Source organism: Wolbachia endosymbiont of Drosophila mauritiana (genome assembly GCF_004795975.1).
Taxonomy (GTDB): domain Bacteria; phylum Pseudomonadota; class Alphaproteobacteria; order Rickettsiales; family Anaplasmataceae; genus Wolbachia.
Window position 1 is genome coordinate 381780 of record NZ_CP034335.1, and the last position, 26237, is coordinate 408016.

A 26237-nucleotide genomic window follows, 5' to 3' on the forward strand; every position below is an offset into this window, starting at 1 on the left:
AGTGTCAGCTGTTTCAATGATATCCATTTGTCCCTATAATTGTCTTTTCTCGCCTACCTTACTTTACCACTCTGCTGAACAGAGACAAATTTACTTTCTTACTTCACCCACCATAACTCTAATATGACGTTTCTTTCCTGCAGATAATTTGATAAATGGCTGACCTTTAAAGCTTTCAGAGTTTATTATATAGTTAATATCATTTATAGTATTATCATTAACTTTACATCCATTTCCCTGTATTAAACGCTTTGCTGCACCTTTTGAAGGTTCAAAACCGGTGTCATGCAGCAAGTCTATCAGGAGTATGCCATTTGTAACTTGTTCTCTTGTGATAGTGTAACCAGAAAGCAATGAACTGTCTTGATTTTCAAAAGCAGAGATTGCAGTAAGTCGTGCAATTTCTGCTTCTTTATCACCATGACATATTCTTGTTACCTCTGTTGCCAAGACCTTTTTTGCTTCATTTATTTCTTGATCCTTCAAGGACTCTAATTTTTTAATTTCATCAATTGGTAAATCAGTAAAAAGTCTCAAGAAATGACCAACATCTTGATCATCAACATCGCGAAAATATTGCCAGTAGTCATAAGAATTTAGCATACTGCCATCAAGCCATACTGCCCCACTTTCAGTTTTGCCCATCTTTTTTCCTTGTGCGTTTAATAAAAGAGGTGTGGTAAGACCAAACAGCTCAGGTAAATTTAACTTTTTGCCAAGTTCAATTCCGTTTACTATATTTCCCCATTGGTCCGACCCTCCAATTTGCAGACAACAGCCATATTTTTTATTCAACTCGACAAAATCATAGGCTTGTAACAACATGTAATTAAACTCGAGAAAGCTTAGATTTTGCTCCCTATCTAGCCTAATTTTCACACTATCAAAGCCTAACATGCGATTTACAGAAAAATGTGTCCCTATATCACGCAAAAAGTCTATATATTTTATGTTATCTAACCAATCTGCGTTGTTTACTATGATTGCACCAGTTTTTCCATAATCGAAAGATATCATCTTCTCGAGGGTTTTCTTTATACCAAGTATATTTTGATTGATATCTTCTATCGGCAAGACGCTTCTTGCTTTGTCTTTACCAGATGGGTCACCAATTTTTGTTGTGCCACCTCCAAGTAGAACTATTGGCTTATAACCGAATTTTTGTAGGTGACGGAGCATCATGATTTGAATGAGACTGCCAATATGCAAACTTGGTGCCGTACAATCAAACCCAATGTATGCAATTATATAATTATCTTGTGATAATAGCTGGTCTAACCTATCAATGTTTGTACATTGATATAGGTATCCTCTTTCTTGAATGAAGTTTAAAAACTCGGATTTATGTTTCATAATATGTTATTTTGTGTGTAAACGGTGTTGTTAACGATGGCGTCATTCCAGTGCTTGACGCTGGAATCCAGTTTATTATGAAATTTCATCAAAAATGTTGTATAGTGTGCTCGTTTATGATTAAGTTTTCTAGATTCCAGTGTCAAGCACTGGAATGACACCACCAACTTCATAAGAGTTGCCTTCAAAACTACAACATTCGAGCAATTGTATAACAGCTACCTGAATAATCAATTCCATAACTCTTCTATCTTATAATATTCTCTTACTTCTGGCCTGAATAGGTGAACCATTATACCTTGAAAATTCACAATCACCCAGTTACCTTCATCCATACCTTCTACATCTATTTTATCGTATTGCTTGAGATTTTTCATCACGTGCTCAGCTAATGCTTTTACATGGCGGCTCGAATCACCGGATGCAATGATCATATATTTTGCAATGACAGTTTTATTCTGCAAATCAAAAGTAACTATATCTTGACCTTTGTTTTGATCTATTAAATCTACAATTGTATTTTTTATTGATTCTGTATCACCATTCATTATTCTAAATTATATAATTTATCTGTAATTATACACTCAAAATTTCTGAATATGAATTATTTTGATATGCTTCTAGTGTAACGTTTATAATACATATATTTGTAATATATGATAGTTTTCTGATGGTATGATCATTTACTTAATCGGATTTCCAGGTAGTGGCAAACTTACGATTGCAAAAGAGCTGTGTAATATTATTGATGGGGTGATAGTAGACAATAACCTGTTTAATAATATTATATTTGATATGATTGACTTCAGAAATGCTGAGGTTACAAGTGAAATATGGGAAAAAATTTTTGTGATTAGAGAGAATATGTTAGCAATATTGGAAAAACACCATATAGAATCAAAGCATTATATATTTACAAACGAATTGATAAAAGGTGATTACTATGATCAAAGAGTATACAAATCAGTGGTGAATTTAAGTAAAAAAATGAATGTGGAGATTCTCCCTGTGGTGTTATATTGTAATAGTGGAGAACTAGTAAAGCGCGTTCAATCAAAGGGAAGAGAGCATGAGAGATGGTATGAATAAGTATTGCTTGGTTGTAAGCAAGAGAAGATAATAACTTCTCAGAGTGGACTAGGTGGCAGGTTGGATATTTTTCTGAAGCACTTTCTGCTCTTATATGAAGAATAGAAAGAAGACTTCGTAGGAGAGATTAACTGCCCCTGCCACCGAAAATCATCGTGAGGCTCACAAAATGTGATGTGATGACCTCGTATAGGAGTTTGGAACAACCGGCAATATTCTACTCTGATATATTGAAATATGCAATTGGAGGAAAAAATATGCGTCACATTGGAGTTGATTTACATACCAATAGTTTTACTGCTTGTTACTTACAGGAAGGGAAACCTGAGCATATTCAAACGTTTCGCTTAAAAGACTTGGATAATTTCACCAAAGATCTTCAAGAAACAGATGAAGTAGCCATAGAAGCAACAGGTAATAGCTGTTTCTTTTATGATGCAGTTTCACCTTACGTTAAATGCATAGTAATAATTGCTCCTGGGCAGTTTGAAGTTGTTCGTCGCTCTGTGAACAAAACAGATAAGCATGATGCACGAGCTATTGCTTTCTTTCTCAGCAAAGATATGTTGCCTGAGGCAAGGTGCAAAAACAAACAATGCCAGCAGTTAGCTTCTCTTCTTCAAACGAGAGATCAGTTAGTAAAGTCACGGGTATCTTTAATCAATAAAGTTCATGGTCTTTTTAATTACCATGGAATAAAAATTAAAAAAGAAGTACTTACAACTAAAGTAGGATTTGAACGTGCTACTCAAAAGCATAATTGGGATCCTTTAGAAAAAGTTGAAATTGAAGTGATTAGCTATCATTTAGAAGCTATCCGAGAAAGCCTTAAAAAGCTTGAAAAGGAAATTATAGCTTTCGCTAAACAACTTCCTGGGTTCAGCAATCTTATCAGCATAAAGGGAATAGGTCCAATTTCTGCAGCTGTTTTTATTGTAACAATTGGAGACATTAATGATTTCCGTAGACCTGAGAAACTTACTGCATATTTTGGAGTTGTACCAAGAGTTTCTCAATCTAATCAGCAATGTACAATTGGAAGAATTACCAAACGAGGGTCAAAAATAGCGCGTACTTCTTTAGTTCAATGTACTTGGATTGCTGTACGTTACAGTCCTTACTTGAAAAGCTTTTATGAACATATAAAAAAGAAGCGTGGTTCTGCTAAGGCTATAACTGCTACTGCTAGAAAATTTCTTATAACTATTTTCTACACTCTTAAAAATAACTGGGTTTTTAAAGATTTTACAAAATTTGAAATTTCTATTGGACAATAATCATAGGAGTTGAACATTCCCTTTTTATAAAACTTTTGCATACTCCTATTTAACTTTAATAGCTCTTTATCTTCCTGAAATCTGGATGTTTTATCAATGCATCTTCTATTCAGCCGTTAGCAAGAACTTTCACTTATTCCATAGCTTTGCGCTATATGGAAATATGTACGGTATTTACACAAATATTCGAGTGCTATTAATAAATATGCATTGTTTATTTGGTTTTCCTCCTCTTGCCTTTTTCTTGGCCTCTTCCTCTATTAAAATTTCTATTATTTTTCCAATGTTTTTCTTTTTACTCCTCTTAGTCTTCGAAGCTTCTCTTCATCAAGTTTACTTACCTGCTCAAAATTTATACCTTCTCTAATATTGCTTCTACTACTTGTTTCTTAAGTTATCCAAGAAGTCTATTGTCTGTCCAGATACGAGGTAGCTGCTGCCATTTAAAATATTTTATTCACCTAAAATTACATTCTACCTATTTTAAAAGTAGTTTAAAAAAACTTTATAGACTGCATACAAAAGACCTAACATCTTTAGCAATGCCTTCATAAATCCTTACTAAATCCTCACTTAGTATTGAAGGATTTCCACAATCAGAAGCACTACATATTTGCGGATCTAGAGGAACTCTGCTCAAGAGTTTGACTCCCAGCTCTTCAGACATTTTTTTTGCACCACCTTTTCCAAATATGTGTATTTTTGAATTATCTTGAACAAAATAGCTCATATTTTCCACAATGCCGATAATTGGCACGCTGAGCTTTGTGAACATATCATAAATTTTTTGTGCATCAACTAAAGCAAGCTCCTGTGGAGTTGAAACTATTATTGCTCCAGTTAAACTAAAATTCTCCATCAGACTTAAATGTACATCGCCAGTGCCAGGCGGTGTATCAATGATTAAATATTCTATATCAGACCACCTTGTTCCCATTAGCAAATTGTAAAGTGCTTTTGTGATCATAGATCCACGCCATATTGCTGCGCGGTCCTTATCAATAAAATAGCCAATTGAAATAGTATAGAGACCATGTTTCTCTATAGGCATTGCTTTACCACTCTGTATTTCTGGTTTTAATTTCTCAGTGCCCAACATTTTAGGAATCGAAGGACCATATATATCTGCATCAACTAGCGCAACTTTATGTTTTAATTCTGCTAACGAAAGAGCTAGATTTAGTGCAACTGTCGACTTACCCACACCTCCTTTACCAGAAGCAACGACAATTATATTTTTCACTCCTTCGATATGAAGTTTAGCTTTTTGTTGCCTAGCTTGTTTTTGACCAGTAGCAACTACAGTAACCTTTCCTACTCCCGGTATCGCCTTAACAGCTTGCTCACAATTTTTTCTTAATTCTTCATTTGGTTCAGTAACTTCAAGAGCAAAAGCAACATCTTTACCCTTAATAACAATTGAGGATACTACACCAACATTCTTACCACTTTTCTTCTCTATAACCTTTTTTAGGCTCTCTCTTACGATTTCCTCATTAACCTGTGTAAATTTTTTCCAGAACATATGATGAAATTTTTTCTATTGGTGTATACTAACATAGAATAATTAAACTGCACTGACTTTAAAGCGAGGTTACAAGAATATGCTAAATGATAACAACTTAACACAAGTACAACGAAATTTGCATTTTAAGTTGAAAAAGGTAATATCAAATGGTGGGGGAATTAATAATATCTTGAAAGTAGCCTCAGAGAATGATTTACTAAAAGTTCTTACAATAGGATATACTACACGATTTCCAAGAGGTGGGGAACGCACTTTAACACTACTTAGCCTCGCCATATTCAAATGTAATGACGAATGCGTTAATTCTATTTTAATACATTCTCAAAATAACGGTACACTGCAAGAGATTATTAATACTGAAAATATTATAAACTATCAAGATGGTCTGATGTACACCTTAACATCGCTTGGCTTTGCTATAAATCACAATAAGCCAAGATATATTAATGATATTTTAACAAAAGCCCAGGACAGTGGAATACTACAAGATATTCTTGCTGCTAGAAATATTGTACAGTATTTCAATACTATGGAGTATGCTTTAACACCACTCAGTTTCTCTATATATAAAGGTAATAAAGAATGTATCAGTTCTATTTTAGAAAAAGCTCAAAATAATGATATGCTGCAAGGCGTTTTTATTGCTGAAAATATTTTACAATTTTCAGATGGTCTGACGCATATTTTAACACCAATTAGCTTTGCCATATATGAAAATAATAAGGAATTTTGTAACTAGTCAGGTAAGGAAGCAGTATTACTACTACCCCCTCCCTTAGAAACGCAGCATGCAGGTTTCCCCACACTACGCTTGAGCCCCTTATCTAAGTTCTTCTTTTCTAGAACCGGCTTGTCCTTCATGATTCCTCAGGAAACATCATTCTTAATGGTGACACCAACAGTAGAGAACCTTCTCTTGAGAAAGAGCTTGCTAACATTCTTGTTCGTTTCACTCTCTCATCAAAATACTTTTTCCATTTTAAGTCAAGGGGATTTGCATCCGCTCTGATTTTAACATGTCGTCTGATAGGTATATCAATCAGCTTAAGCAGTCTTAAATACCGTATCTCTTTTGGTTTGTTCTTGCATATGGGTGCAGCAAAGACCCATTGGCGTTGACCCATTACTTTGAAGTAACGATTCTTTATCCAACGTAATCCTTTACGAGGATGTCTTTTTTTTGCCCATTTCCATAAACTATGCCAAATTTCATTGTCGATCTTTCTAAACGCTTTTTTAGCACACACATGGTGATAGTAATTTCCCCATCCTCTCAGTAGAGAGTTGAGTGACTTAATTACTATAGCCTGAGTGTTCGCTATATTTGCTTTTATCAATGTACGTGCTTTATTAAGAAGTCTTTTAATACTTTCTTTCGAAGGTTTAATAATTAACTTCTTATTATATCTACGTACATTACAACCAAGAAAGTCAAACCCTGTTGTGATAGATGTAATCTTTGTCTTCTCTTCTGAAAGAATTAAACCTTGCTCATGAAGAAAAGATGATACTAAAGGCTTAACTTCATTTTCCAGTACTTCATGTGTGAAACCTGAAATAATAAAGTCGTCTGCGTATCTGATTACGTTCACTCCACTTCTGATTTTGTTTCTTCTTCTACTGCCGAGTTTACCAAATCGACTTTCCAATAACTTTTCAAGTCCGTTTAAGGCTAAATTGGCTAGTATTGGAGAAATTATACCACCTTGCGGGGTACCTGCAGTTGTGGGATACAGAGTTTTCGATTCTAGGAAGCCAGCTTTTAACCAACTATGCAGAATTTTCTTCTCCATAGGAATATGCTTCATAAGCCATTCATGATTAATGTTGTCAAAGCATCCTTTGATATCACCTTCAAGTATCCATTGTAGTTGATTACGACTTGCCAGTAACAAATGACAAGCTACTGTAGCATCTGCACAGGATCTTTTAGGCCTAAAGCCATAGGAGTGACGATCACTGATTGTTTCAGCTATCGGTTCCAGAGCAAACAGATATAATGCTTGCATGGCTCTATCTTTTATCGATGGTATTCCAAGAGGTCTTCTTTTGCCATTAGATTTACTGATATAAATCCGTTTTAGCGGAGAAGGTTTATATCCTCTTTGCTTTAACTGCTTTATTCCTTGAAATTTAGCATTGCAAGTTGACCATAATTGACGATCTACACCCGCTGTGTTTTTTCCTTGGTTTTCAGTTACTCTCTTAACAGCCAAAGCTTTTCCGCTAAAAGAGCGTGTGAGAAGATGTTGTAAAGCTTTTACCTTACCCCATCTTCCTTTTTGGACAGCCTTAACAATACGTCTTTGTAGCCTCACAATAACTTTCTGGCATTTCTTCCATGGCAACTGCTTCCATGCTTCAAAGCTTTCGGTAGATGCACTTACAGGTTTACTTGTAATCATCTGCTTTCCTACCTTAAGTGGTTAACAAAGTTTCTTGTCACGAGGGAACAAACGGAAGTCTGCTCGTTCACGCGAATTAATGTTACAAATTCTATCCATTTCGTTACAAAATGGCATTCGCTTTCTCCATTCTCCTTTACCTGCACTTCCATCAGCATTCCTTGCGGTTTGCTTGCCATGTAGGCGAAAATACAGGCTTACCCTGTTCCTTCTGTCATACAACAGTGGGTTAGGTGACTTCTCTATACCGGTGGAGTTATTATTTGCGTACATCTAGAAATGAGAAATGTAACTTATCCACATTACCTTTTTGGTTAGAGCTTATCAGCATCTTTAGCTCCTTCATAATTACGATACTTTGAAGTTTCACTTACGTTCACCATACCACTAGCCTAGCTCTCCAACCACATGATGCTTGTAGTTTATGCTCCTCTCACGATTGAGCATCTTCTTTTTCAAGAGGAGGTTCATTGTCCGCATCGCTTGGCACCAACCGGTTGCCCGATTCGCACTGATGCGTAGACTCAGATGGCAAAACATCTGGTTTAATAAGTTTTAGAATCCTTTCAGTTTCTTTCTGGAGGAATTCCTCTCCTTTTAAACAATATGACCGAAGACTTTCAGGTCGCACCACTTCGAAATGATATGAGGTCAGGGTTTACATTTTGTGGCATAACGTTTGAGGAATATAGAGGGCAAGCAACTGACCCTGAAGGAACGGTTAGAAGATTTATTGAGAAAGATACAGGGCACTGTTTTCCACTAGGAACAGCAAGCACGTTTACAACATATTTTGCACCAGCAGACTTTAATGAGACGGTGAATACTCTCGGACAGCCACTCTATGCAAAACAAGAGCCAAGAAGATTTGATAGAGGGACCGATTTACATACGCAGTCAAATCCTCTGCCAATGTGCCACCGCCCGGCCGTTTTGGTCAAGATCGTTGCAGCATAACAATACTGGTAGAGTAACTACAAGGTGGTGAGGCACAGAACGACTCTACCGGTATGCGCTTTCTTAGCATGTAAAGGTTAGTATATCAAAAAGAAATATGCAAGAGAATATTAAGCGATTATTAGAAGATTGTTTTGCCCATTTAGGAGAAGTGGCTTTATATAAATCAAAGGATAAGTCATATATGGTACAGGTGTTAAAGCAAGAGCCAGATAAATTATACGAGATTGGTGAAGGGCAATTTGTAGGAGAAACTTTAGTGTTGGAAATAAGTGCATTTGATGTACTGCAGCCAATTGTAGGAGATATTTTTGTTATAGGTGACCGTAAATATAAAGTATATTCTCCACCGCTGCAAGATAATTCAGGAATGGTATGGAAAATTCGAGCGTCAGGAGTATAAATGCGTATTAACACCGGTAGTATTATACAAAGTATAGATGCTGAAAGGAAAAAAGTGGAAAAAGTGACGGTGAGTGCATTAAACAAAACAGCAATATGGCTAAAATCAAAAGCAGCTAAGGAAATTAGTGAGGAAAAGAGAATAAAATTAAGTTTGATAAGAAAGAGATTAAGAATTTTTAAAGCAAAAACAAGCAGATTAGAAGTGTTAATTAGAGCAAATCTCTACGACATTAGAGCATCGACAATTGGCAAAATACAAAAAACAAGAAGAGGATCGAAAGTAGGAAAGCATGAGTTTATAGGAGGATTTGCAGCAGTTATGCCAAAAGGAAATAGCGGTATGTTTAAACGTGAAGGAAGGGCAGCATTGCCAATAAAGGAAGTTAAGTTGCCACTCGAACCTGAGGCTTCAAGGATAATAGGGAATCTTGTTAATTATGAAGTTGAAAAGGTATTTGAAAAATATTTTATACATTACATAAGTTAAATTATATGCATGACAAAGTTCTGGAAAGATTTACATAAAGCAATTTGCAGCACACTGAAGGAAGAAATACTGGCTATACAGACATGTGAAATTTATCCAGCAATAAGGAAAGAATTAGTAGCGCCAGAGGTGTTTGTAGAACTAACAAGTTTAGAACCAGGTAAAGATGCAGGTACTGATGAATTAGCATTGAAAGCCAGGTTTGAGGCGAGGATTGTAGTTGATGGAACAGTAGAGGATTCCTCGGTAGTTGTTAGAACATTAGCTGCTGAGGTTGCGAGAGTAGTAAATAAAAATACTTGGAATGTGGAAAATGTTTCACCAGGAGAATTTATCTCTGCGGAAATTGACGGATTTAGGCCAGAGCTCGATGCATATTTAGTGTGGATGGTTGATTGGAGTCATCAGCTTCATTTAGGTAAATCAGTATGGGAAGAGGGGAAAATTAAACCACATACAATAAACGTAGGAAATATAAATGTTGGATCATAGTTTTGCGATTTCAGAGCTGAATAGGAAGCTAGCAAACGTTATTCGTATAGGAATTGTAAAAGAAATAGATTATGAAAAAGCAAAAGTAAGAGTGAAAATAGGAGAATTTTTAACAGATTATTTACCGTGGATAACAAGTAAAGCAGGAAAAGATAGAGATTGGTCTCCGCCAGATATTGATGAACAGGTTATGATATTTTCTCCTCTTGGTGAACTATCATTAGGAGTGGTATTAGGAGGAATATATCAGGAAAAATACCCTGCACCAGAGAATAAAAAAGAAATAAATAGTGTGAAGTTTCAAGATGGAACAAGATTGTTATATGATAAGGAAAAACATCATTTAGAGATTGAAGTAGTAGATAAAATAACACTGAAAGCTGGGGAATCGAGCATAGAAATGACAAAAAGTGGAATAAAACTGAAAGCAGAAAGGATCGACTTAAATTGAACAAAGGAATAGTGAGGTTAGGAGACTACTGTGGAGAAGCTATACCACATTTCTGCATTAGCGGAAGTAATAATGTTTTTGTAAACGGTAAGTCAATGTGTAGACAAGGAGACAGTTTTAGTGAAGGAAGAGCATTAACTGAAGGATCAAAAACAGTGTTTGCAAATGGTCTTGGTGTAGGAAGAGTAGGAGATATAGTTTCATGTGGGTTTAAAGTAATAAAAGGCAGTGAAAGCGTCTTTGCAAAATAGAAATGAAGGGTATGGATGCTAAAACAGGAAAAACGTTAGAAGGAATAGAGCACTTAAAGCAGTCGATAATTGATATACTGACCACTCCTATTAACAGTAGAATAATGAGGAGAGATTATGGCTCAAGATTATTTGAATTAGTGAATAAACCAATCAGTAGAGATTTTACTTTGAAGATCTATGCAGCAACAGCAGAAGCACTGGGGAAATTTGAGAAGAGATTTAAGTTAGAAAAAGTAAAGATTGCTGAAGCTAAAGAAGGAAAAATGACTCTTGTACTTGAAGGTATGTATCTTTCAGAAGGCAAGTTCATAAATATTAGTGGAGTAGTTGTTTAGAAATGCAAACATCTAATATTATTGAAAAACTAAGCTATGAGGAAATATTTTCGAGAATGAAAGAAGAGTTAGTAAATCGAGACACAAGTTTTACAGCATTAGTTGAAAGTGATCCAGCGATAAAGATTCTGGAGGTGGCAGCATGGAGAGAGTTGTTACTCAGAGAAAGAATAAATGAAGCTGTAAAAAGTAATTTACTAAAATTTGCAACGGGAGAAGATCTTGGTAATTTAGCTGAATTTTATGGAGTAGAGAGAGAAAAAGAAGAAGAGGACGAACGATTTAGAAAAAGAATAAAAGCAAAAATAAAAGGCTGGAGTACAGGAGGAAGTAAAGAGTATTATCGTTATCAGGCACTGTCAGCAGATAGTAGAGTAAAAGATGCATTAGTAGAATCACCTATACCAGGGAAAGTACAAATTTCAATCTTATCAACACAATTATCCACAACTGGCATAGTGTCAGAAGAACTACTAGAAATTGTAAAAAAGCAGGTTACTAGAGATGATATAAGGGTTTTAACAGATATGATAACAGTAATTGGTTGCAATATTACGGAAATAGATATTCACAGCAGAATGAGCATGAGTCCTGTAATATCAGAGGAAGAAATCAAGAAGCAGTTTATTAAGAAGTTTGAATTAGCAAAAAGATTAGGGTGGAGTGTAACAAGATCATGGATAATAGCGAATCTATTTGTAGATGGTGTAGAAAATGTGGAATTGATCGAGCCAAGAGAGGATGTTGTGGTTCTGGGAAATGAATCTGCAAATTTGAAAAATTTAAAGATTGAGTTGAATTAATGTTATTGCCACCAAATGCAACAAAACAGGAAAAAGCGCTAGTAGATGCGATAGATTATAAGGTTGATCCAAGCTGTATTAGAGGATTTAAATTTAGATTGGAAGAAGAAACATTGCCGTGGATAATAGAAGAATATGGTTTAGAAGAAATACTACGCTGGGTAAAAGATAGAAGAAAAGCAGTAGTAGAAGGAGTAAAATTTCAAAGACTGCGAGGAACACCTAAATCACTTAAAATAGCACTCAAGTGGGCAAATATAGAAGACATTACAATCATCGAAGAACCACCCGGTAAACACTTTTTTGAGTTGCAAGTAGGGATAAAAGAGGTACCAAATGACTTCTTCGTAGATGCAGTAGTAGAGCTGGCAAAACTATCACTGCCTGTAAGATCGAGGTTGATGAGGATTTTTAACGATTATTATAATGTGCAGAGATTTATATTGGATGAGAGTTTATTTGGAGATCTTCTTTCTGATTATTCAGGGGTAAAAATAGAAAAAGATGGACCAGTGTTATCATTTGGAAGAGTAAATTTTTTCAGGTCTAGTGGTCCAGTTATTAGGATTATAGAAAACTATCTACGCGATCATTATGAACGAGCTTTAAGCAATGATATATATCGCCTAGATGTAGCAATCCTTGGAGAAACAGAGCCTCACACAAAGAATTATAACGGTATTTATGAAAGAAATCATTTGTGGTACAACTTAAAAGCACTATATCCATTACCACAGAGTTTATTACCATCGATTAAATTTGCAAAAGCGCAGATAGTATTATCAGACAGTTGGGATTTAGGAGACATAAATACGTGCTTTCCAGTTAGTAGCGTAGAAGAAAGAGGAAATAAATTTGTATTGGGAAGCGATAAACTTTCAGGGCAATATTGGAATTTAAAACACAAGCCAATTTTAGAAAGATTTAGCGTTACTCACAACTATAAAGTAGAAAATTATACAGATCAGAAGGTCAGAAAATATGTTTTAGCAGAACACAACGTTTACTATAAAAACGATTTAGATTCAGAACAAAAAGACTCAATACACGAATTAGAAAAGCACATTTTAGTATTTTACCCGGGAGTACTGAAGTGGCACGAACATCGACATTTGCACAGAAGTTGGAAAGATAGTCGAATAATATCTCTAATAAGTTAAGCACTTATATTTAGATCCTCATATATTATATTAATAATAGGTAAAAGTGTATGAAATAAAAAGAAAAGGACTTGCTTTCTCATGCTAAAAAGGACATGACTTGAATAGCAGCAGGTAAATATAAGAAATTTGTCTGGCGCTAGAAAAGCTAATTTTGTGAGGTATGAAATGAGTTTTAGCAAGAGTAAGTTTTTTAAAGAAGTATCAAGTAACGGGTTTAAAAACATTAATAAAAGAAATGAAGAAGGAGAGACGATCTTGCATCAAGCAGTAGAAATCTCCGATTACACAACAGTGAGGTTATTAATAAAAAAAGGGGCAGAGGTAAATGCAAGAGATAAAAATGGTTATACACCACTACACTGTGCAGTATTTGCAAAAAGCTTAGAAAATGTAAAAGTGCTGCTAAGGGAAGGAGCAGAAGTAAATGCCACTCAATATGTCAGTGGATGTACGCCATTGCACTCTGCATGCAAAATAGGAGGAGCAGGAGTTGAAATAATAAAAGAGCTAGTAAAAGCGGGAGCTGAAGTTAATCAACTGAATAAATATGGTGCAACACCAATGTATTACATCTGGGAAAGTGAAAAGTATTCTCTGTGTGATAGCAAAGAAAGTGAAAAGGCAAGCAAATTTTTGAGAGAAAAAGGAGGAGTAATAAAAAATAGAGAACTGACATGCTATGGAATAGAGAGGCTAGTGGGAGAAATAGCAGACATGTTGAATGGGAGTTATTTGCCGGAGTTAAAAATAATAGAGATAGAAGAAATAAGGAAGAGAGACAAATCACTGATAAAGGAAGAATGTAAAAATTTAGCAAGCAAAATAATGAGCCAAGTGAACGAAATGATAGATGAGGTAGCGAAAAGGAAGGTTTAAAAGAGGGATTTAAATTTAAAGAAAAGGTGAGGTGGATTATGTTAAAGCTTGGCAAATTTAATAAGTCAGCAAAAGAATTATTAGAGAACTCATATGAAAATATTTATGAAAGAGACAAGAAGGAAAGAACAGCTCTGCATTATGCAGTAGACGCAAAAACAGTGAAGTTATTAGTTGAAAAAGGAGTGAATGTGAATGCAGCAGATGTGAAAGGATACACAGCACTGCACCTAGCGGTAACGGAGAAACGTCTAGAAATCGTGAGGGAATTGATAAAATCAGGAGCAGACGTAAATGCTGAGGAATATGGAAATAAATGCATACCTCTACACCTTGCGTGCATGGTAGGTGAAAAAGAAATAGTGGAGGAGCTGGTAAAAGCTGGAGGAGAAATAGAGCAAGCGGATAAATTTGGAATGATAGCGATGGATTATGCGAAAAATAGCAAAGAAATAGCCGAGGTATTAAAGAAAGAAACAGAGAAAATGGAAAGTTTGTTAAAAAAATAAGAGTCGTATCAGAAAGCGCAACGGCAGTTGGTAAAGGAAGCAAATTTGAAGACTGTAGCTGATAAAAGTTGGTCTTTTTCATAAGAGTAAATGGATTGATGGAAAAAAGGAGTGGTAAGGCTCCTTGCACTACAAAAACATTTGCAGGAGAAACTATGAGAAAAAGAACATTAACTTGCCGATACGAGCCAGATGAATTAGCGGAACAACATCTAGCAGACGCCTATGAGCTGTTACTAAGGTATGCGGTAAAAAGAAACAATGAAAAGGAGATAAAGAAAAATGATAACAGTGGCCTTATATGCAAGAGTTTCATCGAAGAGTCAAGCGCAGAACAATACAATAGAGAGTCAAATTGCCGAGCTCAAGCATAGAATTGCTGCAGATAAGCATGAGTTATTGAATGAGTATGAATTTAAGGATGATGGGCTTAGTGGGTGGAGTTTAGAACGTGAAGGTTTAGATGCATTACGTGATAAAGTAGGAGAAGATCAAATTGATAAAATTTATATTCATTCACCTGACCGACTATCAAGAAAATCTGCACATCAAATGATACTACTTGATGAATTTGAAAAAGCAGGAGTAGAAGTAATATTCTTAAATCATAAGACTGAAAATAATCCAGAGTCTAAATTGTTATTGGGAATGCAAGGATTAGTGGCAGAATATGAGTGTACAAAGATTATGGAACGTAGTCGTAGGGGAAAACTCCATAGAGCAAAAAAAGGCTGTGTAAGTGTAATTGGCATTGCACCTTTTGGTTATAATCGTATAAAGCATGTAGATAGAGAAAAGACAAAGTTTGAAATAAATGAAGAGGAAGCAAAAATAGTAAAGCAGATATTCATGTGGGTAGGGCAAGAGAGAATAAGTATAAGGGAAGTGATACGTAGACTAAGAGATAAGTCAATTAGAACAAGAACTGGAAAGAAGGTGTGGTGTCCAATAATAATTTGGAAGGTATTAAGAAATCCAGCATATAAAGGACAAGCAGCGTTTGGTAAATTAAAGAGGGTTGAAAAAAGAGAAAGAAATAAACAAAAGGTTTCTATCTGTCGCACAGATGAGGACAGCTGGATTTATATACCAGTACCAAAAATAGTTGATGAAGGGTTATTTAATAAAGTACAAAAGCAACTGGATGAAAATAGAAAAAGAGCAAGGATGCAGAGAGAGAGGGAGGAAAAAAGAAATATCTATTACAAGGTCTAGTTGTGTGTCAAAACTGTGGATATGCGTATAGTGGTGCACAATGTGGAGTTGAGGGAAAAAAGTTTAGCTATTATCGCTGTAGTAGTACTATACGTATTACTGATGGTAGGGAGAAGTGTACTAATAAATTGGTCCGTACAGATATGTTAGAAACAGCTATATGGGAAAAGGTGAAAAATTTACTAAAAAACCCAGAGATAATAAAAAATGAGTATCACCGTAGAATTGCAGAAAATAAAAATGATGAATCATCAGATAAGAAGCTTGCAAGAAGAGAAAATCAAATAAAACAAGGCATCGAAAAGTTAATGGAAGACTATTATAGTCAAGAAAATGTAGGAGATAAAGGATATATAAGTGAGGAAGAATTTAAACAGACGATGAAAAGAATGAGGGAACGCTTAAGAGGGATAGAAGAAGAGAAGAAAAAGGTAGTTGATCAAAAAGCGATAGAGAAGGGAATGAACCTTATCATCAACAGTATAAAGAGTCTTTATTCCAGTGTAAAATCTAATTTGGAACAGCTAGATTGGCAAACTAAGCGTGGCATCATTAAAGCATTAGTAGAACGAATTCAGATTGGTTATGACCAGGTAGAAGTGGCGTTTAGAATAGAAGAACCAGCACAGGATGGAGAGATTTTTAATTTGCAACATTGTACTGGACGTCATGATAAGGGAGTTGGGGAAATTTGTAAAGTAATCTTTTTCGTTTGTATTCCCTTATGCTTGAGATAACTCCATGTAGGTTCATGGATCTCCTTACTCTTTATTTCCATGAATTCCCTTTGAAGTTGAATATTGAAAATTAACTGGAGAATTGTGAATTACTTTGTATATGTCATAACAAGCCATGGCGCTTTCAGCAAAACCATTTAGTATCAATTTTAGTTTGTCTGGATAAGTAGCTATATCTCCGATTGCATATATTCTATCTCTACTAGTTCTAAGCGTAGCTGAATTAACAACTATGCGGCCATGTTCTAACTCTATACCCCAATTGTTTATTGGACCAAGATTCATTGATAATCCAAAAAATGGCAGCAAAAAATCAGCGGATATTTCTTTTTCTTCCTTAGAGGTAATGTTTTTTACTATCACTGCGCTCAACTGCCCATTACCTCCTGCTAGTTCGTGTAATTGATATGGCACTACCAGTTCTATCTTTCCATTATTTTTAAGTGATTCTAATTTATTTCTAGTTTCAGGAGTGCAGCGAAATTCCTTTCTCCTGTGTATCACATAAATTTTCTTTGCAACTTTAGAAAGTTCTACAGTCCAATCAGCCGCAGAATCACCCCCCCTGCAATGACTATAGTTTTGTCCTGAAAATCAGAAATTTTATTTACACTATAAAATACAGATTTATTTTCATATTCTAATATACCACTTAAGGGTGGACGGTTAGGTTCAAACATTCCGTTACCTGCAGCAATGATAACGGCTTTGCATTTTACCTCTGTACCTATGTTCGTTATGATAGTAAAGTTTTCACCTTCGTTATTTGAAATCTTTTCCACTTTTTGACTTAAATGGTAAACAGGCTCAAATGGTGAAGCTTGCTCCATTAGTCGCTCAATTAATTTTTGGGCAGTAATTACAGGATAACCAGGTATATCATATATTGGCTTTTCTGGGTAAAGAGCTGTGCATTGTCCTCCTGCTTGATCCAAAACATCTATTATATGACATCTCATATCAAGCATTCCCGCTTGAAAAGCAGTGAATATTCCAACAGGCCCTGCACCTATTATTACGATATCGGTTTCCATATTCAGATGGTGATCTATTTATAGATATTAGCTTTCTTTGCTAACAAGGTCAATTTACAAAGGGATGTATTTTTAAAAGATGTGGCTAGATTAGATAAGATTTCCAGCGTTATGAACCACATAGTCCAAATAAGCTCTAAAAATCAGCTATCATAGCGAGATGCTGTGCGGACGGAATGGGATTCGAACCCATGGTACGCTCATCACGTACGTCAGTTTTCAAGACTGGTGCCTTAAACCGCTCGGCCATCCGTCCATTTCTTTTCTATCACAATATTTGATTTTAAGCAATCTATAAAAGCTTTACTTGCCCACGCAAAAGTTGCTAAATATACTGTCCAATATTTCCTCAACATTAATAATTCCAATCACTGCACCAAGTTCAAATGCAGCAAGCCTCAAGTCTTCAGATATCAACTCAATTGGATTATCGATATTAAAACGTTGTAAATGTTCCAGTGCTTTCTGCATGTGACTCCTATGTCTTTGCCGAGTAATCACAGGAGTGTCTCTATCATGCCCAAATTTTTCCTCTGCCTTCTCTTTTATGAGAGAGATCAATTTGTTTGTACCTATTTCCTTTAGAATAGAAATGGGTAAAAGATCTATGCCATTAATTTTTATATTGTGATTATTGATAACATTGTCAGCTTTGCTCAATACATAAATAGTATCGCTATTTACAACGTTGCAATTGATATTATGACGCTGTTCAAAAGGAAATAGTTCTATTCTTAAATCAGCTTCAAAAGACCTTTTTTTCGCTCGACTTATACCTTCTGATTCTATTGGATCTGAACTCTCACGAATTCCAGCAGTATCAGAGAGAATGATTGGGTATCCGCCAATGTCAATATGAGCTTCAAGTATATCTCTTGTTGTGCCTGCATATTCAGAAACAATAGCAATATCACGCTTGGCTAAGAAATTAAACAGAGTTGATTTACCGACATTTGGTTCACCAGTTATTACAATATGTAAACCCTCACGCAACCTTTCGCCCCGTCTATTATCATTTAAATGCTCTTGTATCAACTGCACGAGAGATTGCACTTCATTATTAATTTTTTCCAATTCACTTTTTTCTGCCCAAATGTCCTCTGGAAAGTCTATATATGCTTCGATTTTGGATTGTATCGTTATTAATCCTTGCCTCCAATTGCTGTATAGTCTCTCCAATTCTCCTGATATCTGCTTAATCGCTTGTTTAGCTTGCATTTTCGTTTCAGCATCAATTAAGTCTGCAATTCCTTCTATTTGCGTTAAGTCAAATTTACCATTTAGAAAAGCCCTAAGTGAGAATTCTCCTGGACTGGCCATAACGAAAATTCTTGATAATCCCTCCAAGATGATTTTTATGACTGCCTTGCTTCCATGCACTTGTAACTCTATAACATCCTCGCCAGTGAAACTGTTTGGAGCAGGGAAATAGATGATTATTCCATTATCTATCAATTGATTGGAATCATCATATAGATCAACTAAAGTAGCAAATCTTGGTTTAATTTTTTTCTTAATATGAAAATGATTTAAAGCTTTAAGGGCGTAGTTGCCTGAAATTCTGATTACTGCAACTCCTGACTTACCAAATACGGTTGACAAAGCAAAAATAGTTTCATTTGTGTTTGTCATTATTTATATATATATAAACTACTTAGCAATTTAAGAAATCGAAATACCTAATCTAAAAAATTTTTGCTTATATTACTTATTCATATTAATGCAGTATTAGTAAATATATTGTATAGAAAAACTACAAAAGTCATCCAGATGAAAATATTTATTTTGAAAACTGATAATATGATTTATAATGACTGACACAAGTTTTAAATATTATGCTCAAGAAATTAGCTTGGTATTGGTCTTCTGTAGAGTTAATTAAAGGGTTTGTTATTACATTAAAATATATGTTCAAACCAAAGGTTACTTTGAGGTATCCTATGGAGAAGGGCCCTTTAAGTCCAAGGTTTCGTGGTGAGCATGCGCTGCGTAGGTATCCAAATGGTGAAGAACGATGCATAGCTTGTAAGTTATGCGAAGTTATCTGCCCTGCTCAAGCAATAGTTATTGAAGCAGAGGAAAGAGAAGACGGTAGTCGCCGAACCACACGCTATGATATTGATATGACAAAATGCATATATTGCGGACTTTGCCAAGAAGCATGTCCAGTTGATGCAATTGTGGAGGGTCCTAACTTTGAATTTGCTACTGAAACAAGAGAGGAGCTAATGTACAATAAAGAAAAGCTATTGCGTAATGGTGAAGTTTGGGAAGAAGCAATTGCATTCAGGTTAAAAAAGAATAGGCCGTATTATTAACTAGGTATGTCAACAATTAAAATTTCTTACAGCAAGTATGTAATAGATCTCTTGTACAACTGTTATTTAACTGAAAGATCAGTAGCTCACCTTTTGGTGTCATTCCAGCGCGTGACGCTGGAATCTAGAAAAGAAAGAAACATGGATCTCAGTGTCAAGCACTGGGATGACAAAAGGTCTAATGAATGATAAAAGTTACCTTTTTAGCCGAACAAAAAGTAAAAGAATACAGTGGTAGAGTCACTGGCTTTGATATATTACAACCGGATGCTTTGAGAGAAGCAATTGCCTTTAAGGTAAATGGTGAGTTGTATGATCTCTCACGTGAAATTGAATCTGATACAGAGATAGAGGTAATACAACTGAGTGACGAAGCGGGTTTAGATATAATAAGGCATGATGCTGCTCATATAATGGCGCAGGCAGTAAAAGAGCTCTTTCCTAATACTCAGATTACTATCGGGCCAACAATTCAAGATGGTTTCTACTATGATTTTGCTACAGATCGTGCCTTTACCACGGACGATCTTGCTGCAATAGAAAAAAAAATGAAGGAAATTATAAAAAGTAACCACAGATTCGTCCGAGAAGTTTGGACTCGTAAGCAGGCAATTGATTTCTTTAGTGATATAGGTGAAAGATACAAGGTTGATATTGTCTCATCAATACCAGAAAACGAAAACCTAACTGTTTATAAACAAGGCAACTTTGTAGACCTATGTCGTGGTCCGCACTCACCATCAACTGGCAGAGTTAAAGCGTTTAAACTTATGAAAGTAGCAGGTGCATACTGGCGTGGCGATTCTAAGGGCCCAATGTTGCAAAGAATATATGGTACCGCGTGGAGAAATAAGAATGAATTAAATACTTATCTTAAACGTCTGGAGGAAGCAGAAAAACGCGACCATCGTAAAATTGCTAAGGATATGGATTTATTTCACATTCAAGAGGAAGCTGTTGGACAAATTTTTTGGCATGAGCAAGGATATACTCTATATAATGTTCTTGAGTCTTATATAAGAAAGAAATTGATAAGTAATGGCTATTTTGAAGTAAAAACTCCTATTTTAGTAAGTAAAGAGCTGTGGGAAAAATCGGGACATTGGGATAAGTTTCGTGAAAATATGTTTATTGTTGATGAATCTGAAAGCAAAAAGCTAGCAATAAAACCCATGAATTGTCCTTGCCATGTGCAGATTTTTAATTATCACACCAGAAGTTATCGTGATCTACCAATACGTATGGCAGAATTTGGCACGTGCCATAGGAATGAAAGCTCAGGCTCATTGCACGGACTGATGCGAGTGCGTGGTTTTACGCAAGACGATGCACACATTTTTTGTATGGAAAAACAAGTGAATTCTGAAACTGTAAAGTTTTGTGGCCTTTTAAAAGAAGTATATTCAGAGCTTGGATTCAATGAAATTTCTGTGAAATTTTCAGATCGTCCAGATATTAGAGCAGGTAATGATGAAGTGTGGAATAGAGCTGAAAAAGCGCTGCTTGAAGCTGTTAAAGAAGCGGGTTTGAGTTATGAACTGAGCCCTGGCGAAGGTGCATTTTATGGTCCAAAGTTAGAGTTTGTTTTGAAAGATGCAATAGGTAGAAATTGGCAATGTGGAACGTTGCAAGTTGATTTTATTTTACCGGAGCGGCTTGGAGCTTTTTATATAGGAGCAGACGGTCACAAGCATCACCCTGTCATGTTACATAGGGCAATTCTTGGGACTTTTGAGCGTTTTATTGGAATTTTAATAGAAAACTATGCAGGAAAATTTCCAGTTTGGCTTGCTCCAACACAGCTTGCTATTCTGACCATTACAAATGAGGCTGACGGTTATGCTACAGAAATCAGCAACGTTTTAAAAGAACAAGGTGTGAGAATCAAAACTGATTTGACCAATGAAAAAATTAGCTATAAGATACGTTTACATAGTTCAAGTAAGGTACCTATATTATGGATCATGGGCAAAAATGAAATTATAAATAAAACTGTGTCAGTGAGGAATTTAGGATCGGAAAAACAGGAGTCTTTTCCTTTGGAGAAAGCTACTGAATTGCTGTTAAAAAGTATTAATTTGAATTAATGGAGATAAAATTTGCAAGTCAAAAAGAACAATAAAAACAGAATTAATGAATTCATCACAGCTAAGGAGGTACGCTTAGTTGATCATAGTGGTGAAATGGTCGGGATTGTGCCAATAGAACAAGCTTTGGCATCTGCTCAGAATGTCGGTTTAGACTTAGTGGAAATTGTACCTGATTCAACTCCTCCAGTATGTAAAATACTGGATTACAGCAAGCAGAAGTATGATATAAAAAAGAAGGCAAGTGAAGCAAAAAAGAAACAAAAGACATTAACTATAAAAGAAATTAAACTGGGTCCTAATATTGGTGATCACGACTACGAAACAAAATTGCGTCAAACAAGGGATTTTCTTGTGCATGGACATAGAATTAAAGTCACAATGAGATTTAGAGGGAGAGAGCTTATAAACACTGAAGTTGGACTGGAAAAATTAGAACGGCTAATTAGAGACGCTGAAGATATTGCAAAAGTAGAATTAGCACCTAAAAGGGAAGGAAATCAATATTCTTTAACTTTAGCTGCTAAGTAGTAAAATCACTTAAAAGTATAAGTTACTATCCTCTCTTCAATTATATGACGAAAATGTCTGATTAATCCTTGAACTGGCCAAGCTGCAGCATCGCCAAGTGCACAAATTGTATGCCCTTCTATTTGAGTTGTAAGGTCAAGTAGCTTATCTACTTCACCAGGTTTAATATTTCCTGCTACCATTCTTCTCATAATTCTCCATATCCATCCAGTGCCTTCACGGCATGGTGTACATTGTCCGCAGGACTCATGCATATAGAAATGTGATAATCTTTCTATTGCAGCTATTATGTCAGTTGATTTATCCATCACTATTACAGCAGCAGTACCAAGCCCTGATTGTGCAGCCCTTAATGAATCAAAATCCATTTCAATAGTATCACATATAGATTTTGGAATTAATGGGACTGAAGATCCACCAGGTATTACAGCAAGTAAATTATCCCAACCTCCTCGCACTCCACCTGCGTATTTTTCAATTAATTCACGCAGTGAAATTCCGAGCTCTTCTTCAACATTACATGGATTATTTACATGCCCTGAAATACAAAAGACCTTGGTACCAGTATTATTTGGTTTACCAAGAGATGCAAACCACTCTCCTCCACGATTTAGAATATCTGGAACTATGGCTATAGTTTCAACGTTGTTTATTGTAGTTGGACAGCCAAAAAGCCCAACACCTGCAGGAAATGGAGGTTTCATGCGGGGAAAGCCCTTTTTTCCTTCAATTGATTCAAATTGAGCTGTTTCTTCTCCACATATGTAAGCTCCTGCACCCCTATGGATAAACACATCAAGATCATAACCTGATTTGCAGGCATTTTTTCCAATTAAGTTTTCTTTATAGGCTTCCTCAAGTGCTTTTTTTAGAACTAAATATTCATTATAAAATTCACCCCTGATATAAATATACGCAGCTGACGCATTGATTGCTCTTCCAGCCAGAAGAATCCCCTCAAGTAGCTTGTGTGGTTCATATCGCAGTATATCTCTATCCTTACATGTGCCAGGTTCTGACTCATCTGCATTGACTACTAAATACGCTTTTAAAGGATTTTTAGGCATAAAGCTCCACTTAAGGCCAGTAGAAAATCCTGCACCCCCTCGACCTCTCAAGCTAGATTTCTTTACTTCATCAATGATTTTTTCTGATCCTAAATCCAGTAATTCCTTTGTTTTTTGCCAACTACCACGTTTTTTTGCACCCTCAAGTAGTGGTGTTTCTTTACCATTTAAGTTTGTGAATATTTTGTCCTGTTCTTTTAGCATGCTTTTAAGATTCCAAGTGATCCCGACGCGATTCGAACGCGTGACCCACTGATTAAAAGTCAGTTGCTCTACCGGCTGAGCTACGGGATCATTTTATTTTTCAGCTATACTAAACAGTAATATAGGTTTTATCTGTTTTAATCAAACTAAAATTTTCATGCGTGGTTAAATAAATTATATAATATACTGCGTTAGTGATAATTTAATTAAAAATTTTTGAAGGAAAATTTCTTGTTAATTAACAGATTTATTTGGTAAAGCTGAGATACAACTCTAAAAAGATAGAGAATTATACATAAATGCAGAATTTGTGCACTATTTAGCAATAGCCTCACAAATAAATATTTCTTGCATTTCAGCGTGAGTGATTTATGCTTTAAGCAAAAGTTGGGGGCATAGCTCAGCTGGTAGAGCATCTGTTTTGCACGCAGAAGGTCAGCGGTTCGATCCCGCTTGCCTCCACCAATATAGGTTCTAGCATATCATAAAGTCAGCTTATTTTAGCCCATTAGTATTTTATACTAGTTTCCTAAAAAATCCCTCTTTCTATAACTTTTCTTTATGCAAGTAATGTTTGTTATTATAATTCTAGTATATACTAACTTAATAATAAATTAATCGATAAATGTTAGAATAGATATAGTTAATTAGGTAACACTTATGAATGGAGAAAAAATTGTTTTTAAGATTGTACCCGGAGAGAAGTTATCAAAAGAAACTTTTTCTTACGTCTCTTGGCCTGACTTTGATCGTTCACAATCTGTTAAAAAAGTTAAGCTTATATCACTGGAAAAAGGAGATGAAGTGATAGAATTACCCGTAGCATTCTGCAGTAGTCTCTTATCAGGGGATCTTATAGATTGCGTAAGGGAAGATAAAAATATTATAACAAATCAAATCACTTTAAGTAAATATGTTGATTTAAAAAATAGGTATGCATTTGTATATTACGATGATGTATTAGTAAAACTATCAATGGACTCGTCGTCTATAATATCTGAGAGATTGGGATACAACTATTTAACATTGGAAGAGTCAGATACTAGCGATAATAAATATTATTTCTCAGATGATCAAGGAAATATTATTGACTCACCTAACAATGATAGCCTCCAATATCTTGAACGAGATGTCAAGAAAGAAGTAATAGAAATAACAAAAGATATATTACCTAAAATATCAGAGAATGTAATACTATCAAAGGCATTTGTCAAAATTTTTGTTGAGAAATTAACAGAAAGTCAATTAAAGACTTTTGCCAATTCTCTTAGTAACGAGCAACAGCAGGTTCTTGCACAGAATTTAACGGATGGACAGCTACAAAAAATAATTCCTGAGTTGAGCTCAAACCAGTTGCAGATTTTAGCAGAGCACTTAACAGATGGACAATTCCAAGCTTTAGTAGATCATCTCACCAATCACCAATTACAAACTCTTGCTAAGGAACTAAATCCAGAAAAGTTACAAATAATTGTTTCTCTTTTAGATCAAGATCAGTTCAAAGCACTTATTAAAACTTTAAATGACGAACAAGTAAAAGAAATTTTACCTCACTTAAAAGTGGATCAATTCAAAGCACTTATTAAAACTTTAAATGACGAACAATTTACGGTGCTTGTAAAAGACTTGGCTGAGCACCACTTGACAATACTTTCCAAAGAATTAGAAGGTGATCAGTTGAAAGAGTTAGTAAATAGCTTGCGGGAAGATCAACTAAAAGACTTAGTTAATAAGCTTGATAATGAGAAACTCCAAGCAATTGCTCAAGATTTAACTGATCCTAATAGGGTTCAGATGATTATTGAGTCTTTAGCTGACAACCCAGAGAAACTTCAAGCTTTTGCTGATAAAATGCCTAACCAACAATTTACAAAACTTTTGAATGAGCTAAATGTAGAAGTTATAAAAGATATTATTCACAATCTGCCTTACGAAAAAGTAAAAGCTGTGATTGGTGATAAAGAGCAATCTAAATCTATTCTTGATACATTTAAAGCGAACCTTGAAGAGCAGAATGAACATAACAAGAAAATGATTGAGATGCTCAAGCACATCCAGGATAATACTCCAGAACTTGGACAGGCTCCAGACTTTACAATAGTAGACATTAATAATGACTCACTGTTATTTGTATAGTAGTGATTTATAAAGATAAGTAGTTTTTTTATAGGAGTAAATATTATGAATAAAAATATAAAATTATATTCTAGTGAAGAAGTTGTATTAAATAATGCATCTCCACTTCAGAAGCCGGAGTTTAATAAACCAATTTTTGCAAAACCAGAAATAAAGAAGGTTATTACTCAAGCCGTACCGCAAGGGGTTGATATAACTCAAGATATGACAGCAGAAGAGATTGAGAGTATAGTGCCAATCTCGGCAAGCATTAAGAATCTTAAAATTTTTTATGATGGTCTGATGAAAAGTATTAATAAATATAACGACGATGTAAGTGAGGCGATTACAAATGGCATAGTAACACCACTGTCATTAACTATAGACAACATAGGCATAAAGACAAGCGAGATAGACACTAAACTTACAAATCTTAAGACTAGACTTGATGAGATGCCAGAGCTTGGACAAGCTCCTACATTATTCCGTAGTACTGGTGAAGAAAACGGATTGCTTTAATAAAAAAGGTAACAGCCTGATATCAG

The 26237-nt window shown here is 35.3% G+C and carries 27 protein-coding genes, 3 tRNA genes and 4 pseudogenes; 23 read left to right on the forward strand and 11 right to left on the reverse strand.

What is annotated here, in order from left to right; all coding sequences use genetic code 11:
- Positions 1–90: 90 nt before the first annotated feature.
- Positions 91–1353, reverse strand: coding sequence for a tyrosine--tRNA ligase (gene tyrS / locus EJB00_RS02005; RefSeq protein WP_015588221.1), 1263 nt, complete (start codon positions 1351–1353; stop codon positions 91–93).
- 230 nt (positions 1354–1583) lie between these two features.
- Entirely contained in the window at positions 1584–1901 is a 318-nt protein-coding gene (rsfS, locus tag EJB00_RS02010) for a ribosome silencing factor (protein ID WP_015588220.1), read from the reverse strand.
- Positions 1902–2028: 127 nt separating this feature from the next.
- On the opposite strand from rsfS, the pseudogene EJB00_RS02015 reads away from it, so the two are divergent.
- A pseudogene (locus EJB00_RS02015) lies at positions 2029–2430 on the forward strand (AAA family ATPase); the annotation flags it as partial.
- A 269-nt stretch (positions 2431–2699) separates the two neighbouring features.
- Positions 2700–3719, forward strand: a complete 1020-nt coding sequence (locus EJB00_RS02020) for an IS110 family RNA-guided transposase (RefSeq protein ID WP_135352712.1) — start codon at positions 2700–2702, stop codon at positions 3717–3719.
- Between the two features lie 122 nt (positions 3720–3841).
- On the opposite strand, the pseudogene EJB00_RS06345 reads toward EJB00_RS02020, so the two are convergent.
- Positions 3842–4075: pseudogene (locus tag EJB00_RS06345) on the reverse strand (helix-turn-helix domain-containing protein); the annotation flags it as partial.
- Positions 4076–4224: 149 nt separating this feature from the next.
- Positions 4225–5244 (reverse strand): Mrp/NBP35 family ATP-binding protein, encoded by a 1020-nt coding sequence (locus EJB00_RS02030; protein WP_015588124.1) that lies wholly within the window; start codon positions 5242–5244, stop codon positions 4225–4227.
- A gap of 79 nt (positions 5245–5323) precedes the next feature.
- Between EJB00_RS02030 and EJB00_RS02035 the strand changes: the two genes are divergently transcribed.
- Positions 5324–5986 carry a WD_0033/WD_0034 family tandem repeat-containing protein gene (locus tag EJB00_RS02035; protein ID WP_015588125.1) on the forward strand — a complete coding sequence of 221 codons (663 nt, stop codon included), beginning with the start codon at positions 5324–5326 and terminating at the stop codon, positions 5984–5986.
- On the opposite strand, the gene EJB00_RS06515 is transcribed toward EJB00_RS02035, so the two are convergent.
- Both EJB00_RS06515 and ltrA read right to left on the reverse strand, forming a co-directional pair.
- The gene (locus EJB00_RS06515) at positions 5983–6108 is read right to left on the reverse strand and encodes a hypothetical protein (protein WP_255324780.1); all 126 of its coding nucleotides are present in this window, start codon (positions 6106–6108) and stop codon (positions 5983–5985) included. The genes EJB00_RS02035 and EJB00_RS06515 overlap by 4 nt on opposite strands.
- Entirely contained in the window at positions 6105–7652 is a 1548-nt protein-coding gene (gene ltrA / locus EJB00_RS02040; RefSeq protein ID WP_135352711.1) for a group II intron reverse transcriptase/maturase, read from the reverse strand. Before ltrA ends, EJB00_RS06515 begins: the two co-directional genes overlap by 4 nt.
- Before the next feature lie 627 nt (positions 7653–8279).
- Between ltrA and EJB00_RS02055 the strand changes: the two are divergent.
- The 14 genes and pseudogenes from EJB00_RS02055 to EJB00_RS06355 all read left to right on the forward strand — a co-directional run.
- Positions 8280–8609: pseudogene (locus tag EJB00_RS02055) on the forward strand (major capsid protein); the annotation flags it as partial.
- 97 nt (positions 8610–8706) lie between these two features.
- Positions 8707–9012 carry a head-tail joining protein gene (locus tag EJB00_RS02060; protein WP_015588264.1) on the forward strand — a complete coding sequence of 102 codons (306 nt, stop codon included), beginning with the start codon at positions 8707–8709 and terminating at the stop codon, positions 9010–9012.
- Positions 9013–9501, forward strand: coding sequence for a phage tail protein (locus tag EJB00_RS02065; RefSeq protein ID WP_015588265.1), 489 nt, complete (start codon positions 9013–9015; stop codon positions 9499–9501). It begins immediately after the preceding gene.
- A gap of 9 nt (positions 9502–9510) precedes the next feature.
- Positions 9511–9993 (forward strand): hypothetical protein, encoded by a 483-nt coding sequence (locus EJB00_RS02070; RefSeq protein ID WP_135352805.1) that lies wholly within the window; start codon positions 9511–9513, stop codon positions 9991–9993.
- Positions 9980–10444, forward strand: coding sequence for a phage baseplate assembly protein V (locus EJB00_RS02075; protein ID WP_015588267.1), 465 nt, complete (start codon positions 9980–9982; stop codon positions 10442–10444). The genes EJB00_RS02070 and EJB00_RS02075 overlap by 14 nt, the downstream gene beginning before the upstream one ends.
- Complete coding sequence (locus EJB00_RS02080) at positions 10441–10695, forward strand: PAAR domain-containing protein (RefSeq protein ID WP_015588268.1); 255 nt, start codon at positions 10441–10443, stop codon at positions 10693–10695. Before EJB00_RS02075 ends, EJB00_RS02080 begins: the two co-directional genes overlap by 4 nt.
- 2 nt (positions 10696–10697) lie before the next feature.
- Positions 10698–11033, forward strand: a complete 336-nt coding sequence (locus EJB00_RS02085; protein ID WP_135352804.1) for a GPW/gp25 family protein — start codon at positions 10698–10700, stop codon at positions 11031–11033.
- Between the two features lie 2 nt (positions 11034–11035).
- Positions 11036–11836 carry a baseplate assembly protein gene (locus tag EJB00_RS02090; protein WP_015588270.1) on the forward strand — a complete coding sequence of 267 codons (801 nt, stop codon included), beginning with the start codon at positions 11036–11038 and terminating at the stop codon, positions 11834–11836.
- Positions 11836–12996, forward strand: coding sequence for a phage tail protein (locus tag EJB00_RS02095; RefSeq protein WP_135352803.1), 1161 nt, complete (start codon positions 11836–11838; stop codon positions 12994–12996). Before EJB00_RS02090 ends, EJB00_RS02095 begins: the two co-directional genes overlap by 1 nt.
- Positions 12997–13164: 168 nt before the next feature.
- Positions 13165–13875: an ankyrin repeat domain-containing protein gene (locus EJB00_RS02100; RefSeq protein WP_135352802.1), complete on the forward strand. Its 711-nt coding sequence runs from the start codon at positions 13165–13167 to the stop codon at positions 13873–13875.
- 38 nt (positions 13876–13913) lie between these two features.
- Positions 13914–14384: an ankyrin repeat domain-containing protein gene (locus EJB00_RS02105; RefSeq protein ID WP_015588273.1), complete on the forward strand. Its 471-nt coding sequence runs from the start codon at positions 13914–13916 to the stop codon at positions 14382–14384.
- A gap of 98 nt (positions 14385–14482) precedes the next feature.
- Positions 14483–14758 carry a hypothetical protein gene (locus tag EJB00_RS02110; protein WP_017532679.1) on the forward strand — a complete coding sequence of 92 codons (276 nt, stop codon included), beginning with the start codon at positions 14483–14485 and terminating at the stop codon, positions 14756–14758.
- Positions 14667–15599: a recombinase family protein gene (locus EJB00_RS06350; RefSeq protein ID WP_225416304.1), complete on the forward strand. Its 933-nt coding sequence runs from the start codon at positions 14667–14669 to the stop codon at positions 15597–15599. The genes EJB00_RS02110 and EJB00_RS06350 overlap by 92 nt, the downstream gene beginning before the upstream one ends.
- 2 nt (positions 15600–15601) lie before the next feature.
- Positions 15602–16336 carry a recombinase zinc ribbon domain-containing protein gene (locus EJB00_RS06355; RefSeq protein WP_225416305.1) on the forward strand — a complete coding sequence of 245 codons (735 nt, stop codon included), beginning with the start codon at positions 15602–15604 and terminating at the stop codon, positions 16334–16336.
- A gap of 24 nt (positions 16337–16360) precedes the next feature.
- Here the strand turns inward: EJB00_RS06355 and EJB00_RS02120 are convergent.
- From EJB00_RS02120 to mnmE, 3 genes and pseudogenes are all read right to left on the reverse strand, one after another.
- Positions 16361–17370 (reverse strand): annotated as a pseudogene (locus EJB00_RS02120) (NAD(P)/FAD-dependent oxidoreductase).
- Between the two features lie 168 nt (positions 17371–17538).
- Positions 17539–17626 (reverse strand) — tRNA-Ser (locus EJB00_RS02125).
- Between the two features lie 47 nt (positions 17627–17673).
- Positions 17674–19002: a tRNA uridine-5-carboxymethylaminomethyl(34) synthesis GTPase MnmE gene (gene mnmE / locus EJB00_RS02130; protein WP_015588253.1), complete on the reverse strand. Its 1329-nt coding sequence runs from the start codon at positions 19000–19002 to the stop codon at positions 17674–17676.
- 203 nt (positions 19003–19205) lie between these two features.
- Between mnmE and nuoI the strand changes: the two genes are divergently transcribed.
- The 3 genes from nuoI (at position 19206) to infC (ending at position 22306) form a co-directional block, all read left to right on the forward strand.
- The gene (gene nuoI, locus EJB00_RS02135) at positions 19206–19688 is read left to right on the forward strand and encodes an NADH-quinone oxidoreductase subunit NuoI (protein ID WP_015588252.1); all 483 of its coding nucleotides are present in this window, start codon (positions 19206–19208) and stop codon (positions 19686–19688) included.
- Positions 19689–19873: 185 nt separating this feature from the next.
- Positions 19874–21775 carry a threonine--tRNA ligase gene (thrS, locus tag EJB00_RS02145; protein WP_015588251.1) on the forward strand — a complete coding sequence of 634 codons (1902 nt, stop codon included), beginning with the start codon at positions 19874–19876 and terminating at the stop codon, positions 21773–21775.
- A gap of 12 nt (positions 21776–21787) precedes the next feature.
- Positions 21788–22306 carry a translation initiation factor IF-3 gene (infC, locus tag EJB00_RS02150; protein WP_015588250.1) on the forward strand — a complete coding sequence of 173 codons (519 nt, stop codon included), beginning with the start codon at positions 21788–21790 and terminating at the stop codon, positions 22304–22306.
- A gap of 5 nt (positions 22307–22311) precedes the next feature.
- Here the strand turns inward: infC and nuoF are convergent, their stop codons facing one another.
- Both nuoF and EJB00_RS02160 read right to left on the reverse strand, forming a co-directional pair.
- Positions 22312–23577 (reverse strand): NADH-quinone oxidoreductase subunit NuoF, encoded by a 1266-nt coding sequence (gene nuoF, locus EJB00_RS02155; protein WP_015588249.1) that lies wholly within the window; start codon positions 23575–23577, stop codon positions 22312–22314.
- 17 nt (positions 23578–23594) lie between these two features.
- Positions 23595–23667: transfer RNA gene (locus EJB00_RS02160), tRNA-Lys, on the reverse strand.
- Between the two features lie 299 nt (positions 23668–23966).
- Between EJB00_RS02160 and EJB00_RS02165 the strand changes: the two genes are divergently transcribed.
- The 3 genes from EJB00_RS02165 to EJB00_RS02175 all read left to right on the forward strand — a co-directional run bounded on the left by EJB00_RS02165 (position 23967) and on the right by EJB00_RS02175 (position 26211).
- Positions 23967–24042, forward strand: a tRNA-Ala gene (locus tag EJB00_RS02165).
- A 195-nt stretch (positions 24043–24237) separates the two neighbouring features.
- The gene (locus EJB00_RS02170; RefSeq protein WP_135352796.1) at positions 24238–25713 is read left to right on the forward strand and encodes a magnesium transporter MgtE N-terminal domain-containing protein; all 1476 of its coding nucleotides are present in this window, start codon (positions 24238–24240) and stop codon (positions 25711–25713) included.
- 45 nt (positions 25714–25758) lie between these two features.
- Positions 25759–26211, forward strand: coding sequence for a hypothetical protein (locus tag EJB00_RS02175; RefSeq protein WP_015588247.1), 453 nt, complete (start codon positions 25759–25761; stop codon positions 26209–26211).
- Positions 26212–26237: the final 26 nt, after the last annotated feature.